This is a genomic window from Oceanibacterium hippocampi (assembly GCF_900172325.1).
In the GTDB taxonomy this organism is placed as follows: domain Bacteria; phylum Pseudomonadota; class Alphaproteobacteria; order Sneathiellales; family Sneathiellaceae; genus Oceanibacterium; species Oceanibacterium hippocampi.
On record NZ_FWFR01000001.1, the window covers coordinates 1,860,190 to 1,875,806 of the forward strand.

At 66.9% G+C, this 15,617-nt stretch carries 15 protein-coding genes; 11 read left to right on the forward strand and 4 right to left on the reverse strand.

The features are described from left to right. Positions 1–18: 18 nt before the first annotated feature. On the forward strand, positions 19–1,224 hold the full coding sequence (locus tag OCH7691_RS08825) for an MFS transporter (RefSeq protein WP_176244972.1): 1,206 nt from the start codon (positions 19–21) through the stop codon (positions 1,222–1,224). A gap of 22 nt (positions 1,225–1,246) precedes the next feature. On the opposite strand, the gene OCH7691_RS08830 is transcribed toward OCH7691_RS08825, so the two are convergent. After that, positions 1,247–2,026: an SDR family NAD(P)-dependent oxidoreductase gene (locus OCH7691_RS08830; protein ID WP_085882998.1), complete on the reverse strand. Its 780-nt coding sequence runs from the start codon at positions 2,024–2,026 to the stop codon at positions 1,247–1,249. Between the two features lie 200 nt (positions 2,027–2,226). Between OCH7691_RS08830 and OCH7691_RS08835 the strand changes: the two genes are divergently transcribed. The 7 genes from OCH7691_RS08835 to OCH7691_RS08865 all read left to right on the forward strand — a co-directional run bounded on the left by OCH7691_RS08835 (position 2,227) and on the right by OCH7691_RS08865 (position 8,616). After that, the gene (locus OCH7691_RS08835; protein ID WP_085882999.1) at positions 2,227–3,390 is read left to right on the forward strand and encodes an ABC transporter substrate-binding protein; all 1,164 of its coding nucleotides are present in this window, start codon (positions 2,227–2,229) and stop codon (positions 3,388–3,390) included. A 96-nt stretch (positions 3,391–3,486) separates the two neighbouring features. After that, on the forward strand, positions 3,487–4,362 hold the full coding sequence (locus OCH7691_RS08840; protein ID WP_085883000.1) for a branched-chain amino acid ABC transporter permease: 876 nt from the start codon (positions 3,487–3,489) through the stop codon (positions 4,360–4,362). Between the two features lie 5 nt (positions 4,363–4,367). Beyond that, complete coding sequence (locus OCH7691_RS08845; protein WP_085883002.1) at positions 4,368–5,372, forward strand: branched-chain amino acid ABC transporter permease; 1,005 nt, start codon at positions 4,368–4,370, stop codon at positions 5,370–5,372. 3 nt (positions 5,373–5,375) lie between these two features. Next, on the forward strand, positions 5,376–6,155 hold the full coding sequence (locus OCH7691_RS08850; protein ID WP_085883003.1) for an ABC transporter ATP-binding protein: 780 nt from the start codon (positions 5,376–5,378) through the stop codon (positions 6,153–6,155). Continuing rightward, positions 6,139–6,849: an ABC transporter ATP-binding protein gene (locus tag OCH7691_RS08855; protein ID WP_085883004.1), complete on the forward strand. Its 711-nt coding sequence runs from the start codon at positions 6,139–6,141 to the stop codon at positions 6,847–6,849. The genes OCH7691_RS08850 and OCH7691_RS08855 overlap by 17 nt, the downstream gene beginning before the upstream one ends. Position 6,850: 1 nt before the next feature. Further along, positions 6,851–7,828, forward strand: coding sequence for an SMP-30/gluconolactonase/LRE family protein (locus OCH7691_RS08860; protein ID WP_085883005.1), 978 nt, complete (start codon positions 6,851–6,853; stop codon positions 7,826–7,828). A gap of 26 nt (positions 7,829–7,854) precedes the next feature. Then, the gene (locus tag OCH7691_RS08865; RefSeq protein ID WP_085883006.1) at positions 7,855–8,616 is read left to right on the forward strand and encodes an SDR family oxidoreductase; all 762 of its coding nucleotides are present in this window, start codon (positions 7,855–7,857) and stop codon (positions 8,614–8,616) included. A 33-nt stretch (positions 8,617–8,649) separates the two neighbouring features. Here the strand turns inward: OCH7691_RS08865 and OCH7691_RS08870 are convergent, their stop codons facing one another. Further along, entirely contained in the window at positions 8,650–9,312 is a 663-nt protein-coding gene (locus OCH7691_RS08870) for an RraA family protein (protein ID WP_085883007.1), read from the reverse strand. A gap of 269 nt (positions 9,313–9,581) precedes the next feature. Here OCH7691_RS08870 and OCH7691_RS08875 point away from each other — a divergent pair, with 269 nt between their 5' ends. After that, entirely contained in the window at positions 9,582–12,026 is a 2,445-nt protein-coding gene (locus tag OCH7691_RS08875) for a GcvT family protein (protein ID WP_085883008.1), read from the forward strand. A 130-nt stretch (positions 12,027–12,156) separates the two neighbouring features. Continuing rightward, positions 12,157–13,731: a BCCT family transporter gene (locus OCH7691_RS08880; protein ID WP_085883009.1), complete on the forward strand. Its 1,575-nt coding sequence runs from the start codon at positions 12,157–12,159 to the stop codon at positions 13,729–13,731. Between the two features lie 77 nt (positions 13,732–13,808). On the opposite strand, the gene OCH7691_RS08885 is transcribed toward OCH7691_RS08880, so the two are convergent. Both OCH7691_RS08885 and OCH7691_RS08890 read right to left on the reverse strand, forming a co-directional pair. Beyond that, a complete protein-coding gene (locus OCH7691_RS08885) occupies positions 13,809–14,420 on the reverse strand; it encodes a LysE family translocator (RefSeq protein WP_085883011.1) in 612 nt (203 codons plus the stop codon). Between the two features lie 81 nt (positions 14,421–14,501). Next, positions 14,502–15,197 carry an ArsR/SmtB family transcription factor gene (locus tag OCH7691_RS08890; RefSeq protein WP_085883012.1) on the reverse strand — a complete coding sequence of 232 codons (696 nt, stop codon included), beginning with the start codon at positions 15,195–15,197 and terminating at the stop codon, positions 14,502–14,504. A gap of 73 nt (positions 15,198–15,270) precedes the next feature. Here OCH7691_RS08890 and OCH7691_RS08895 point away from each other — a divergent pair, with 73 nt between their 5' ends. Next, positions 15,271–15,600 carry an NIPSNAP family protein gene (locus OCH7691_RS08895; protein ID WP_085883014.1) on the forward strand — a complete coding sequence of 110 codons (330 nt, stop codon included), beginning with the start codon at positions 15,271–15,273 and terminating at the stop codon, positions 15,598–15,600. The last annotated feature ends 17 nt before the right edge of the window (positions 15,601–15,617 follow it).

Below are 15,617 nucleotides of genomic sequence, written 5' to 3' on the forward strand. Positions count from 1 at the left end.
CGCCTCCGGTTGCCGGCGTTGAACGCCAACGCGCGCGTCATCTTCGCGCTGTTCATGATCCACGTGGTCTGCTCGTCGGCGCCGTTGGGCATCCCGGCGCTGATTCCGTTCATCCAGTCCGACCTCGGCCTCTCGCTCACCGAGCTTGGCGGCCTGTCCGCGTCGCTGTCGCTCGGCGTCGCCGCGGCCGGCTTGTTCACCGGCTGGAGCGGCGATATCTTCGGGATCCGCGTGATGGCCGGAATTGGCCTGTCGCTTGCCGGGATCGCCTTCTTCATCGCCTCCCAGAGCACGACGATCCCGGCGCTGGTGGTCCTGTTCGCGCTCGCCGGCGCCGGCTACAGCACGATCACGCCGGCGACCAACAAGATCGTCCTGCAGCGCGTCGAGAAGCGGTTGTGGGGAACGGCGATGGGGATCAAGCAGACCGGCGCCAGCGTCTCGGGCTTCCTGACCGCGCTGCTGTTCCCGATCATCGGCGTGCATTTCGGGTGGTCGACGGCGCTCGCCGGGGCCGGCGCGGCGATCATGATTTGCGGGATCACGGTCTTCATCGTCCATCGCGATCCGCCGGCCGGCGATCGCCAGGCGTCGCGGGGGAACCAGCGCTCGCTGCGTCGTCTCCTGACCAACCGCGACCTCGTCCTGCTGTGCGTCGAGACGGCGCTGCGGGTCGGCATCCAGTTCGCCGTTCTCACCTATCTCCTGCTGTTCTCGCTCGACGAACTGAAGCTGTCGGTGCCGGCCGGCGCCGCGATCCTCGCCGTCTGCCAGATTGCCGGCGCGGTCGGGCGAATCTTCTGGGGCGTGGTCAGCGACTATTGTTTCGGCGGTCGGCGGAAGGTTGTCTATGTCCCGCTGGCATTCGCCGCCTCGGCGATCCTGCTGCTGCTGTCATTCTGCGATGCCGCGACGCCGCTACCGCTGCTGTTCCTGGTGGCGGCGGGGATCGGCGTGTCGGCGCTGGGCTTCCAGGGGCTCGGCTTCTCGCTGACCGTTGCCGTGGTGCCGCAGGAGAATGTCGGCGCCGCCTCCGGCCTGTCGATGGCCTTCGCCTTTTCGGGTGCCGTCGTGATGACTCCGATGTTCGGTTACATCGTCGAGCACACCCACCTGTTCGAGCGGGCCTGGCAGGCCCTGGCGCTGGTCGCCATGGCCAGCGCCTGCATCGTGCTCTTCGTCCGCGAACCGGTGGCCGAGAAAGCGCCGGCGGCGGCGGAATGATCCGGCGCGAAAGCCCGGTGGCCTATTTCGAGAAGCGCCAGCCGCCGTCGATGTCGAGCGTGTGGCCGGTGACGAAGTCGGACGCCGGGCTGGCCAGGAAGACCGCGCCGCCGGCGATGTCCTCGGGCAGTGCGAGACGGCCGAGCGGGATCCGGTCGCGCAGATAGGCTTCCCGCTCGGGATGCTCCTTCAGTCGCTGCTCGATGGTCGGCGTCAACGTCGCGGTCGGCGCCAGCGCGTTCACCCGGATGCCGTGCGGCGCCCACTCGGTGGCGAGCGCCGCCGTCAGGTGCGATACGCCGGCCTTCGCCGCGCAATAGACCGAGCGGCCGACGCCGACGGTCGTCGCCCAGGTGGAACTCAGGTTGATGATCTTGCCGTAGCCGTCGTCCGCCATCCGGCGACCGAAGGCCTGGCAGGCGAAGAAGGTGCCGCGCAGGTGGACGTCATGGATGCCATCCCACTGCTCGGGCGTCACCTCGAAGGCACTGCCCATGCCGCCGAGCCCGGCGCAATTGACGAGGATCGAGGGGCTCAGTCCCTGCTCGCCGAGGCCGGCCGCCAGCGCGCCGATGCTGTCGACGTCGGCGACATCGACAACGGCCCGGGTGACCTTGCCGCCGGACGCCTCAATCGCCGATGCAGTCGCTGCCAGCCGGTCGTGATGGCGGCCGGCGATGACAAGGCTGCCGCCGGCGCGGGCGAGGGCGATGGCGATCGCGGCGCCGATTCCCTGCGCGCCGCCGATGACAAGGCAGGTTCTGCCTGTAAGGTCATGTTCCGGCAATTGTTGTGAAGTCATTTCAGATCGCCTCGCCTCGTCATGCTGACCGGTTCATGCCCGGGTCGCGGTCCGCCCCCAAGTCTTTGTTCAAGCATACGCGCTTCGCCGGCAGAAATTTTCACGCGATACGCGAAAGTCTTGGGCGCGGCCCGGGATTTGTGGCCCGGGCCGTCTGTGGTCTGTTTGCCCTCGAAAAATCTTGGGGGAGGAACCTGAACATGAAGAAGAATCTCGCGGCCCTGGTGCTGGGCGCGTCGCTGCTGACCGCGGCGCACGCGCAAGCCGAAGACGTCCTGAAACTTGGCGCGCCGTTCCCGCTGTCCGGACCCGGCGCCGCCTGGGGCACGGCGGTTCTGAACGGCGTCAAGCTGGCCGCCAAGGACGTGAACGAGGCGGGCGGCCTCAAGGTCGGCGACACGACCTACAAGATCGAGGTCGTGGCCTACGACGACAAGTATTCGGCGAGCGAGGAGGTTACCGTCGTCAACCGCCTGCTCTCCGTCGAGGGCGTCAAGTTCTTCACCGGCCCGATCCCGTCCGCCGGTCTGCTGGCCGTTCAGCCGATGCTGAAGAAGGCCGACGCGGTCGCCATCACGCTGGCCTTCACCTCGAAGGCGATCGGTCCGGATTATCCGGGTATCTTCCGGGTTTCGATCACCTCGCACGAGATGGCGCAGCCGCAAGTCAACTGGCTGATCAAGAATGTCGGCGTGAAGAAGGTCGTTGGCCTGTTCGAGAATGACGAGACCGGGCACGCCATGGAAGCCGATACGGCGACCGCCTACAAGAAGGCCGGCGCGACGTACAGTTCCGAGTTCTTCGAGCGCGGCACCGTCGACTTCGTGTCGCTGCTGACCCGGGTCCTGTTCAAGGATATCGACGCCATCGAGCTCAGCGGCATGTCGCCGACGACGTCCGGGCTGATCATCAAGCAGGCCCGCGAGCTCGGCTTCACCGGCAAGATCGTCCGCACCGGCGGGCCGGCCACCCAGGAGATCGTCCACGTCGCCGGCAAGGAAGCCGCGGAGGGGATTGTCGTGCACGCGCCGATCAATCCGTACGACGAGCAGATGGCCGCCTTCATCGCGCGCTACGAGGGGGAATACGGCGCCGGCATGAACGGCTTCGCCCCGTTCTTCTATGACGGCACCCGGATGATGCTGAAAGCGATGCAGGATGCCGGCACGGTCGAGGACCCCATTGCCGTCCGCGATGCCATGGCCGCGCTTTCCGAGTACGAGGGCGTTCTCGGCAAGGTCTCGTGGGTGGGTGAGGAGACCTACGGGATCAACCGCCAGATCAGCGTGCCCTTCTACATTGCCGAGATCCGCGACGGCAAAGAGAAGGTGGTCGCCACCTGCAACGTCATCGTCTGCGAATAACGATCCAAGCGGGGGGCGGGGCGCCGGACGGCGCCTCGTCCGTCCGCCTGATCTCGCAGAGCATTCCGGAATGACGACCTGCCAGGGCGGACCATTGTGAGTTTCGAAGCATTCCTCATACAAACCGGCGTGAACGGCCTGATCCTCGGCGCCCTCTATCTGCTGATGGCGGTCGGTTTCACCCTCGTGTTCGGGTCCCTTCGGGTCGTGAATTTCGCCCATGGCGAGTTCTACATGCTCGGCGGGTTCGCGGCATACTTCACGACCGTCACCATGGGCCTGCCGGCGATTGCCAGCATTCCGCTGGCCTTCCTGTTCGTCGCGGTCCTGGGGCTGTTCTGCGAACGCGCGGTGTTCCGTCCATTCCGCGGCGATGAACTGAACGGCATGATCGCCTCGATCGGCCTGGCGCTGATCCTGCAGAACGGCGCGCTGATGCTGTTCGGGCCGATGCCGCTCGCGATGCCGCCCTTTGCCGAGGGCCTGACCCGCTTCGGCTCGATCGTCATCCCGACCTCGCGCCTGCTGGCGATCGTCATTTCGGCGGCGGTGCTCGCCATCTTCTATGTCGTCATGATGCATACGAGGGTCGGGCGCGCCGTCCGCGCCATGGTCCAGGACGCGGAAGTCGCCTCGACGTTCGGCATTCATCCGGGGCTCGTCTATCCGCTCGGCTTCGCGCTTGGCGTCGGGCTGGCCGCGGTCGCCGGCGCGGTCATGGCGCCGCTCTTCTCGGTCTCGCCCTTCACCGGTCATACGCCGCTGCTGAAGGCGTTCCTGGTGGTCGTGCTGGGCGGCCTCGGGTCGATCCCGGGGGCGGCCATCGCCAGCCTCGCCGTCGGCCTCATCGAAAGCTACACGGCGACCTTCTACGGCTCGCTCGCCGCCGACGGCCTGATCCTCCTGCTTGCCGTCATCATGCTGGTGATGCGTCCCAACGGCCTGCTCGGCCGTGCGATGCGGGTGGGATGACGAGGATGAGTGAACTCCAACAGACAAATCCCGTGCCGGCAACCGCGAAGTGGAAGATCCCGCAGGAGTTCCTGACGGCGAAGTCCGCGACCTATTGCGCGCTGTTCCTGCCGCTGGCCGCCCTGCCATTGCTGATCGACAGCTCGTTCGTCTATCACATCGCGATCCTCGTCTGCCTGAACGCGATCATCACCTCCGGCCTCGGCGTGATCGTCCGGGTTGACCAGCTGTCGCTGGCGCATGGCGCCTTCGCCGGTATCGGCGCCTATGCCTCGGCGCTGGCGGTGATCAAGCTCGGCGTGCCCTTCCTGCTGTCGCTGGTCCTTGCCGCATTGGCCGCCGGTGTCGCGGCAGTGCTGCTCGGACGGCTGGTGCTCGGCCTGAAGGGCGTCTATTTCGTGCTCGCGACCTTCGCCTTCAACGAGCTGTTCCGCATGATCATGCTGCTGCTGCCGGAAATCTCCGGCGGCACCAACGGCCTGAGCAACATCCCGGCGGCCGAGATCGCCGGCCTCGAAATCTCCTCCAAGCCCGGCTTCTACATCTTCATCGCGCTGGCGCTCGCCGCGACGCTGCTCGTCGTCTGGATGATCCTGCGGTCGCCGATCGGCCGGGCCTTCGACGCGATCAGCGGGAACCTGCCGCTGGCGCAGGCCTCGGGCATTCCGCCGCGGCGCTACCAGATCCTCGCCTTCACCAGCGGCAGCGTCATCGCCGGCGTCGGCGGCGGCATCATGGCCGCCTATGTCGGCTTCATCTCGCCGGAGAGCTTCACCTTCTGGTTCTCGGTCAACACGATCATCATGCTGATCGTTGGCGGGCGCTACTCGATCATGGGGCCGGTCCTCGGCGCGCTGCTGCTGACGCCGCTCCCGGAAGTGCTGCGCTCGACCGGGCAGCTTCAGCAGATCATCTACGGCGTCTGCCTGATCGCCATCCTGCGCTTCATGCCGGGTGGGGTCAGCGGTCTCATCGACCGGTTCGCCGAGCTCATGTCGGGGAGGAAATAGGCCATGACGGCGATCCTCGAGGTTTCCGACCTGACCATGCGCTTTGGCGGCCTGACGGCCCTCGACAGCCTGTCGTTCAAGGTCAACGATCACGAGACGGTCGGCCTGATCGGCCCGAACGGGGCCGGCAAGACGACCGCCTTCAACGTCATCAGCGGCGTGCTCGCGCCGACCAGCGGCACGGTTCACTACCGGGGCTCCGCGATCACCGGCTTGCCGACCCATCGCATCGTCCGTCACGGCGTCGTCCGCACCTTCCAGTCGACCTCGGTCTTCGCCAAGGCGAGCGTGCTCGACAACATCGTCTGCGGCGGTTTCGTCAACTGGGAAACCGGCTTCGTCAGCAATCTCTTCAACGGGGCGAAGACCCGCGCGACCCAGGCGGCGGCCCGCGACCGGGCGATGGAACTGATCCGCCTCGCCGGTATCGAGGAACTCGCCCACAGCGCCGCCGGCGAGCTTTCCTACGGGCACCAGAAGCGTCTCGGCCTGCTCGTGGCGCTGGCGGCATCGCCGTCGCTGCTGCTGCTCGATGAACCGGCGGCTGGGCTCAATGCGGAGGAATCGGAGGAACTCGCCGAATTCATCCGCAGCGTGAAGCAGCAACTGCAGATCGCGGTGCTCCTGGTCGAGCATCACATCGAGATGATCACGTCGCTTTGCGACCGGCTGATCGTGCTCGAATACGGCCGCAAGATCGCCGACGGACCGGTCGCCGAGGTTCGCCAGGATCCTCGTGTCGTGGACGCTTATCTCGGGGTTGACGATGACGACGACGCTTAGGGTCCGCGACCTGCGGGTCTCATACGGTCCGGTTCAGGCCGTCCGCTCGATCAGCTTCGAGATCGAGCCGAAGGCGATCGTCGCCCTGCTCGGCGCCAACGGCGCCGGCAAGTCGACGACCCTGCGCGCGATCACCGGTCTTCAGCGGCCGGTCGAGGGCGAGATTGAGTTCGAGGGCCGGTCGATCAGCCGCATCACGCCGATGCAGCTCGCCCGCGCGGGGATCGCCTTCTCGCCCGAGGGCCGTCGCCCGTTCGGCGAGATGAGCGTGCTGGAGAACCTGCTGGTCGGTGCGCATACCAGGCCGCGCGACGTCGCGAAGAAACTCGACCGGATCTACGAATATTTCCCGCGTCTGAAGGAGCGGTCGAAACAGATATCCTCGTCGCTGTCAGGCGGCGAGCAGCAGATGCTGGCGATCGGCAGGGCGCTGATGGCCGAGCCCAAGCTGCTGCTGCTGGACGAGCCGACGCTCGGCCTTGCCCCGCTGCTGGCCCGGGAGATCATGCGGATCCTCCGCGAGATCAACGACGAGCAGGGGATCTCGATCCTGATCGTCGAACAGAATGCCCGCATGGCGCTCAAGCTCTGCGACTACGCCTATGTGCTCGCCAGCGGCCGCCTGACCGCGGAAGGCACCGGCGGCGACCTGCTGAAGGGCGACTATATCCAAAACGCCTACATAGGGAACTGACATGACCGATTTCACGGTGGATCTGGGCGAGATCGAGTTCACCGGCGACGGCTTCAGCCGGGCCGAATGCATTCTCTACACCGAATGCGGCGACATGTTCTTCGCCCATATGGGGGCCGTCGCCCGACATGTCACGGCGGACGGCCGGAGCAAGGTGATCGGCACGCCGCCGGCCGGAATGGACTTCATTCCGAACGGCATCGCGCTGCTCGCCGACGGCTCCCTGCTGGTCGCCAACATGGGGGACGACGGCGGCATCTGGCAACTCGACACCGCCGGCGACCTGCGCCCCTGGCTGATGGAGGCCGACGGGCGGACCCTCGAATCGGCGAACTTCGTGGCGCTCGACGATTTCGGCCGGACCTGGATCGCGATCAGCACGCAGACCCATCCGCGCTATCTCGCCTACAACGATTCCGTCGCGGACGGCTATATCGTCCTCGTCGACGAGAAGGGCGCGCGCATCGTCGCCGAGGGACTGGCCTTCACCAACGAATGCCGGGTCGATGCCAGCGGCAAGGGGTTCTATGTCAGCGAGACATCCGGGCGGCGGGTCAAGCGCTACACGATCGCGCCGGACGGGTCGCTGAGCCATCCCGATACCTTCGCCGAGTTCGGCAAGGGCACCTTCCCGGACGGGATCGACTTCGATTCCGAGGGCGCCCTCTGGGTCACCAGCATCGTCAGCAACCGCCTGTACCGGATCATGCCGGACGGGCGGCAGACCATTGTCGTCGAGGACAGCAATCCGGATCATATCGATTGGGTCGAAGCGGCGCAGCAGACCAACAGTCTCTCGCGCGATCATTTCTACAAGCGCGGCGGCAAGAAGCTCAATCCGATCACCAGCGTCTGCTTTACCGGGCCGGATCTCCGGACGGTCTACCTGGGTTCGCTGAGCGGTGAGAGCCTGGCGACCTTCCGCTCGCCGGTTGCCGGCCGGCGGCCGCCGCACTGGAAATTCACGCGGTCATTCTGAGCGTCGGCTCGCACGAGGGGACAGTCATGGCACGACTTGCCGAGAAACGGGCGTTCGTGACCGGCGCCGGCTCGGGCATCGGGGCGGCCATCGCCGCCCGCTTTGCCGAGGAGGGGGCCTCCGTCGCCGCCGTCGATCGCGATTTCGAGAAGGCCACGGCGGTTGCCGAGGCGATCAACCGGAGCGGCGGCAAGGCGATCGCGGTCCATGCCGACGTCACCAGTTCCGGCGACGTAGGCAAGGCCTTCGAGGACACCGTCGCGGCCTTCGGCGGGCTCGAGATCATCGTCAATTGCGCCGGCATCACGCAGCGGCCGACACCCTGCACCGAGATGGACGAAGCGACGATCGACAGGATTTTCAGCGTCAACCTGAAGAGCGTCCATCACACGACGGTGCACGGCGTGCCGATCCTGAGACGCCACGCCGGGTCCGCGATCGTCAACATCGCCTCGGTCGGCGGCGTCCGGCCGCGCGCGGCGATGGGCTGGTACGGCGCCTCCAAGGCGGCGATGATCGCGCTCAGCGCCTCGATGGCGCTCGAACTCGCGCCCGAGCGGATCCGGGTGAACGCGGTCGCCCCGGTGCGGACCGACACGCCGATGGTCTGGTTCATGGCCGGCGGCGAGACGGAAGAGCGGCGCGCCCGGATGAACTCGGAAATCCCGCTCGGCCGCATCGGCCATGCCGACGACATCGCCCGGGCAGCGCTCTATCTCGCGTCCGACGAGGCCGCCTTCGTGACCGGCCAGTGCCTCTCGGTTGACGGCGGACGAACCCTGCTGTGACCGGCTGACCGCCGGATCGCGGCGGGCTTCGCCTCAGGCGAAGTCTTCCGGCGCCGGCAGGCCCTGCAGCTCGACCGTCGTCTTGCCGGCGGCGATCTGGCGCAGGATATCCTCTTCCTTGGCGATCCGCTTCTTGCAGCCGGCCATCAGGCCGTCCCGGTCCTCCGGGCGGATCACGACGATGCCGTCGTCGTCGCCGACGATGAGATCGCCCGGATTGACGGCCGCGCCGGCGCAGCTCACCGGGCCGTTGATGGTGCCGCCGAAGCCCTTGTGCGGGCCGTTCGGCACGACCGCCCGGGCATAGACGGGCAAGCCGGATTCGCGGATCTCGGCGACGTCGCGAACCGCCCCGTCGATGATCACGCCGCCGAGCCTGGCGGCGACCGCCGCCGCCGTCAGGATGCCGCCCCAGACCGCCGTGTTCTCGTGACCGCGGGCGTCGACGACCAGGATCGTGCCCGGGCGGGCCATCGCGACCGCGTAATGCAGCGGCGCGTTGTCGCCGACCATGACGCAAACCGTCATGGCTTGTCCCGACATCGTCGTGCCGGCGACCATCGGCTTGATCGCCGCGTCCATGGTGCAGGCCCGGTTGAGTTCGTCGGAGATCACCGCGGTCGGGATCGCGCGCCAGGCGGAAACCTCTTCGGCCGTCAGGTGGGCGTCGGGCGGATTGTGAACGGTGAGGGCCATCGGCGGATCCTTTTCTGGTGCGGCCCGGTATCGGTCGGGCCGGAATTGTGGCCGGCATGGGCGTCCAGTATCGGCGAGCCCGGCGCCATGCGCAACGCGGCCCCGCCGGCGGGCCGGTTTCCGGGCGATATCGCCCCCGGTTCGCGCGCGGATGTCGCTGGGCCGGAATGAGATGTCGGAATCCGGTCAGTCGAGGCGGCGGAGTTTGCCCACCTTTTGTTGCCGGCATTTTTCAGCCGGGGGACGAATCGCCGGATCAGGGGGTCGCGATGAAGAGCCATGCCCGTGTCGCAATTATCGGAGGCGGCGTCGTCGGCGTCAGCATTCTCTACCATCTGACCAAGCTCGGCTGGCGCGACGTCGTGCTGCTCGAGAAGCACGAACTGACCTCCGGCTCGACCTGGCACGCGGCCGGCCTGCTGCCGCTCTTCAACATGAGCTACACGGTCGGCCAGCTGCACAAGTACTCGGTCGACCTCTACCAGGAACTCGAGGCGGAAACCGGGCAGGCGGTTTCCTTCCACAAGACCGGCAATCTGCGGCTCGCCACCAACGCGGCGCGGATGGACGAGTACCGCAAGTATTGCGGCACCGCGAACACCATCGGCGTGCCCTACGAGATCATCACGCCGAAGCAGATCAAGGAACTCTGGCCGCTCTGCAAGGTCGACGACCTTGTCGGCGCCCTGTTTCATCCCCAGGACGGCCATGTCGCGCCCGTCGATGTCACCAACGCGTTCGCCAAGGGCGCGCGCAGCCGGGGCGCCGAGATCAACCGCCATACCGAGGTCATGGACATCCGCCAGAAGGCGACCGGCGAATGGCTGCTGACCACCAGCCAGGGCGAACTGACCGCCGAGATCGTCGTCTCGGCGACCGGCAACTACGCCCGCGAGACGGCGGCGATGGTCGGTCTCGACATCCCGGTGATCCCGGTCGAACACCAGTATATCGTCACCGACGAGATCCCCGAGCTCATCGAGCGCAAGAAGCAGGGCCTGCCGGAACTCGCCGTACTACGCGAGAGCGACGCGTCCTACTACATGCGCGAGGAGCGCCAGGGCCTGATCCTCGGCCCCTACGAGAAGGGCGCGCCCTGCTGCTGGGACGCCGAGGGCGTGCCGGCCGGGTTCGGCCAGGAACTGCTGCCGCCCGACTATGACCGCCTGCAGCCGCATATCGAGGCGGCGATCGCGCGCGTGCCGATCTTCGGCGAGGCCGGCATCAAGGATTGCGTGAACGGCCCGATCGCCTATACGCCGGACGGCAACCCGATGCTCGGCCCGGCCTACGGGCTGAAGAACTTCTGGTTCGCGGAAGGCTTCTCCTTCGGCATCACGGCGGCCGGCGGGGCCGGCAAGCTGCTCTCGGAATGGATCGTCGAGGGCGAGCCGGAGACCGACCCGATGGCGGTCGACCCGCGCCGCTTCGGCGGCTATGCCAACAAGGAATATGCCCGCCGCAAGAACGAGGAAACCTACGAGCACATCTTCATCATCCATTACCCGACCGAGGAGCGGCCGGCGTCCCGGCCGTCGAAGACGAGTCCCGTGCACGACCTCCTCGACGCCGCCGGCGCGGTCTGGGGCCAGCGCTACGGCTGGGAGCGGCCGAACTGGTTCGCCGCCCCCGGCGAGACCCGCGGCGATGAGCTGAGCTTCCGCCGCTCCAACTGGTTCGAACCGGTCGGCCGCGAATGCCGGCTGGTGCGCGAGAATGCCGGCGTCATCGACATCACCTCCTTCTCGAAGTTCGAGGTCAGCGGGCCGGGCGCGGAAGGCTTTCTCGACCGGCTGGTGGCGCGCAAGCTGCCGCAGAAACCGGGCCGCATCCACCTGGCGCACGCGCTCAACGAACGCGGCGGCGTGCGGAGCGAGTTCACTATCATGCGCGACGGGCCGGAACGCTTCTATCTGGTCTCCTCCGGTGCCGCCGAGCGCTTCGACCACGACCTCCTGCTGAAGCGGATGCCGGACGACGGCAGCGTCCGGGTCGACAATGTCACGACCGCGCACGGCGTGCTCGTCCTGGTCGGGCCGCGGGCCCGCGACATCCTGCAGAAACTGACCCGCACCGACCTCTCGAACGAGGCCTTCCCCTGGCTGACCGGGCAGCAGATCCTCGTCGGGCATGCGCCCTGCCGGGCGATGCGGATCAATTTCGTCGGCGATCTCGGCTGGGAGCTGCATCACCCGATCGAGTATCAGCGCGCCATCTACAACGCGCTGATGCAGGCGGGGGCCGAATACGGCATCGGCAATTGCGGCATGCGGGCGATGGATTCGCTCCGGCTCGAGAAATCCTACCGCATGTGGGGCCAGGACCTGACCCGCGAATACACCATCCTCGAGGCCGGCCTCGATCGCTTCGTCCATCTCGACAAGGGGCCGTTCCCGGGTCGCGAGGCACTGATCCGCCAGATGAAGGCGGGCCTGCCGCGCCACTTCGTGACGCTGGAATGCGAGATCGGCGATTCCGATCCGTCCGGCAGCGAGCCGCTCTATGCGAACGGCTCGATGGTCGGCCGGACGACCGCCGGGGCCTATGGCTACATGGTCGGCAAGCCGCTCGCGCTCGCCTATGTCGAGACGTCCCACGCGGCGGTCGGGACGTCGCTCGAGATCGAGATCCTGGGCGAGCGGTACGCCGCGCGGATCATCCCCGAGAGCCCGTACGACCCGGAGAACACCAGTTTGCGGGGGCTGCGTAATTGAGGGATTGCCCCGGCGACGGCCGTTATTGAACTAAGTTCCGGCCAGAGATTGCGAAAACGATGCTCGTTCTATAGAAATATTGGAGACGCGAATCGAGACAATCACCAAACAATAAGGAAGGGGGAATGTCATGCGAGATCGCTACGAGACCGAATATGAAATCGGTCAGGACAATCTCAAAGTATACGGGATGGATATCCACAACCCTGTATTCTGGATAACCAGCATCCTGATACTTGTGTTTGTAGTCGGATCCATCGCGGCACCCGAAAGTGCCAACGGCCTGTTCAACGGCGCCAAGGGCTGGTCGATCGACAATTTCGACTGGCTGTTCATGCTGGGCGGCAACATCTTCGTGCTGTTCTGCCTGGCGTTGATCGTGCTGCCGGTCGGGAAGATCCGCCTTGGCGGCGAGGCCGCGAAACCCGAATTCTCGCGCATGTCGTGGTTTGCCATGCTGTTCGCCGCGGGCATGGGCATCGGCCTGATGTTCTGGAGCGTGGCCGAGCCCGCCGGCTATTACACCGAGTGGTACGGTTCGCCGTTCAACGAGCCGGGGCGCACACCGGAAGCCGCGCAGATGGCGATGGGCGCGACGATGTTCCACTGGGGCCTGCATCCCTGGGCGATCTACGCGGTGGTCGGTCTGTCGCTCGCCTTCTTCACCTACAACAAGGGCCTGCCGCTCACCATCCGTTCCGGCTTCTACCCGCTGCTCGGCGAGAGGACCTGGGGCTGGTTCGGCCACGTGATCGATATCTTCGCCGTCCTGGCGACGATCTTCGGGCTCGCGACCTCGCTCGGCTTCGGCGCCCAGCAGGCGGCAAGCGGACTGCATTTCCTGTTCGATTTCGACAACACCATCGGCCTGCAGATCGCCATCATCGTCGCGGTGACGGCGGTTGCCCTGATCTCGGTCATTCGCGGCCTCGACGGCGGCGTCAAGCTGCTCAGCAACATCAACATGCTGCTGGCGCTGGCCCTGCTCGCCTTCGTGATCCTGATCGGCCCGACCTTGGCGATCGTCCAGAACTTCTTCTCGACGGCGGTTTCCTACGCGCAGAACATCATTCCCCTGTCGAACTGGATCGGCCGCGAGGACGACACCTTCTACCACGGCTGGACGGTCTTCTACTGGGCCTGGTGGATCTCCTGGTCGCCGTTCGTCGGCATGTTCATCGCCCGCATCTCCAAGGGCCGCACGGTCAGGGAGTTCATCACCGCCGTGCTGCTCGTGCCGACCCTCGTCACGATGGTCTGGATGGCGTCCTTCGGCGGCGCCGGGCTGGAGCAGATCCAGGCCGAGGTCGGCGCCCTTGCCGGCGGTATCGGCGAGGTTTCGCTGGCGCTCTTCCAGATGCTGGAGAACCTGCCGCTGGTCTCGATCACCTCGTTCCTGGCGATCGTCCTGGTGCTGGTCTTCTTCATCACCTCGTCCGATTCCGGCTCGCTGGTGATCGACAGTATCACCTCCGGCGGCAAGGTCGACGCGCCGGTGGCGCAGCGGATCTTCTGGGCGACGCTGGAAGGCGTGATCGCGGCGGCCCTGCTGTATGGCGGCGGCGGCGATGCGCTGGGCGCGCTCCAGGCGGCGGCGATCACCGTCGGCCTGCCGTTCACGGTGGTGCTCATCGCGATGTGCGTCAGCCTCTACATGGGGCTGAGCCACGAGAAGCGCTACGTGCTCGCCGAGAAACCCGCCTAGCGGCGATTCCGGCCGGTCGAGTGTCAGGGCGGCGGTCTTCGGATCGCCGCCCTTTCCGTTTCTGCCTCTACGGCGTCCTAGCGACTGGCGATCGCCGCCGCCGCGCCGGCCATCAGCGCCGCGCTGGAGCGGTTGGCGATCCGCATGGCGCGGCTGCTTCTCAGGAAACGGCGGGCCTGCGCCGCGGCCGCGACCCAGGCGAGATCGACGACGATCAGCACCAGCGCCATGGTCGCGGTCAGCTCGGCCCAGCCGAGCGCCGTGACCCGCGTCAGGTCGACGATCGCCGGCAGCAGCGCCAGGTAGAACATCATGATCTTCGGATTGCCGAGCGTCACCGCCATGCCGGCGAGGAACAGGCGGAACGGCGTCGCGGCCCTCGGCAGCGCCGCCCCGTCGACCGCGACCGGCGCCCGCCACATGCGGATGGCGAGCCAGAGCAGGTAGGCGACGCCGGCCCACTTGATGACGAGGAAGGCGAGGTGGAAGCTTTCCGCGACGACGGCGAGCCCGAAGATCGCGAAGGACAGCCAGATCGCCTCGCCGATCCACATCGCCGCCAGGAACGGCAGGACGTCGCCGACGCCCCGGCTGATCACCCTGGCGACCAGCGCGGCGATCGACGGGCCGGGCGAGCCGGCGGCGACGAACAGCGCCCCGGCGAAGATCAGCAGGGAGGCGAGCGTCATCACCGGCTCCGTTGTCAGATGGCTTCGGGATGCTTCAGGATAAGCGGATCGCGGCCGCCCGCAAGGGGCAGGTGCCGCGCGTCAGGGCGGGAAACTCTCGGCGAAGCGCGTCTCGCCGGCTTTCGAGAAAGCGACGACACGGCTGCCTTCCTGGCGCGCCGCCCAGCCGAGCGCCTGGAAGCGGTCGAGCAGGGCGGAGCCCAGCGCCCCGGCGAGATGGGGCCGGCGTGCGCTCCAGTCGAGGCAGGTCTTGCAGAGCGGCCGGCGCCCGCCCTCGAGCGGGGCAAGGTCGATGCCGAGCGTGGCGATGAATTCGCGACCATCCGGGCTCAGGCCGATCCCGTCGTCGGCCACGACTAGGAAGTTCCGGTTCCGCAGGCTGTCGTATAGCTGGACGCCGAGTTCGCCGGCCAGGTGGTTGTAGCAGACCCGGGCGCGCCGGAGCGCCGGCTCGCGCGGCCCGGTCCGGGTGCGCGTGTGGCCGCGCCGGGCGGCGAGCCCCATCAGCGCCTCCAGCAGGCCGCCCACGTCGTCGTCGGCCAGCGCGAAGTAGCGGTGCCGTCCCTGCCGGCGCTGGCTGACCAGCGCGGCCGCCTCCAGCTTGCCGAGATGGGCGCTCGCGGTCGATGGACTGACGCCGGCCTCGGCCGCCAGTTCGCTCGCGGTGAGCGCCTTGCCGCTCATCAGCGCCGTCAGCATGTTGGCGCGCGCCGGGTCGCCGATCAGCGATCCGATGCGGGCGATGTCGGGCCCGTCCTTGAGACGCGTGTCCTTCATGCTTCGATCGTAAGCGAAACGTCTTCGTCAGGCAATATGCGAGAAGAGACCCCTCATTTCAGGGAGAGGCACCATGATCACCTGTTTCATCCGTTACCGCATCGACCCGACGAAGCGGGATCAGTTCGCCCGGTACGCCCGGAACTGGGGCGAGGCGATCCCCCGGTGCGGCGCCGACCTGATCGGCTATTTCGCCCCGCACGAGGGTTCGTCCACGCTTGCCTACGGGGTCTATTCGGTCGAGAGCCTGGCCGCCTACGAAGCCTATCGCGCCCGTCTCGCCGACGATCCGCTGGGGCGGGAGAATTACGCCTTCGCGCAGTCGGAGAAGTTCCTGCTGGACGAGGACCGCACCTTCCTCATGCTGGTTTCCGCACCCCATGCGGCGCTCGCAAGACCCTGAAACAAAAATTCGACTGT